1 protein-coding gene is annotated in these 418 nt (G+C 65.1%); it reads right to left on the bottom strand.

All coding sequences use genetic code 11. The features are described from left to right. Window positions 1-129 precede the first annotated feature (129 nt). On the bottom strand, window positions 130-333 hold the full coding sequence (locus B7P34_RS36320) for a hypothetical protein (protein ID WP_106682298.1): 204 nt from the start codon (window positions 331-333) through the stop codon (window positions 130-132). Window positions 334-418: the final 85 nt, after the last annotated feature.

Genomic DNA, 418 nt, shown 5'->3' on the forward strand with positions numbered 1-418 from the left:
GGTGGACAAAGACCGGGGAGCGCTGAAGGCATACCGGGACCAGTTCGAGCGACTGTGGCAGGTAGGCGTTGGCGGAGACGATGCACGACCGGTACTCGCAGACATCGCCGCGAAATACCGGTCCCTCCTCTAGAAGCTTTCGCTTCCGCTCGACACCTGCAACGGCAGCACGAACTCCGCAAACCACGGCTCATCGCGCATCGGGTCCCACCCGTCACCGCCGCAGCGGGTGCAGGTCTCCCGGAACTCGCCTGACCACCAGCCTCCCCGACCACCGCAGCTGAGGCACTGGCCGGGGGTGACCAGCCATCCGTCGATCAGATTGTTCGTCATGCGGGCGAGTCTCCTAGGAGGGTTCGCAGTTCGGCGACCTCGGCTGGCGTGAAGTGTTGTCTCAGGCGGACTGCGACCGATGCAG

The organism is Streptosporangium nondiastaticum, from assembly GCF_003011965.1.
GTDB classification, from domain to species: domain Bacteria; phylum Actinomycetota; class Actinomycetes; order Streptomycetales; family Streptomycetaceae; genus Streptomyces; species Streptomyces nondiastaticus.

Bases quoted from the DNA above. Each gene is read 5' to 3' on its own strand.
- B7P34_RS36320 (WP_106682298.1), bottom strand. From the start codon at position 333: ATGACGAACAATCTGATCGACGGATGGCTGGTCACCCCCGGCCAGTGC.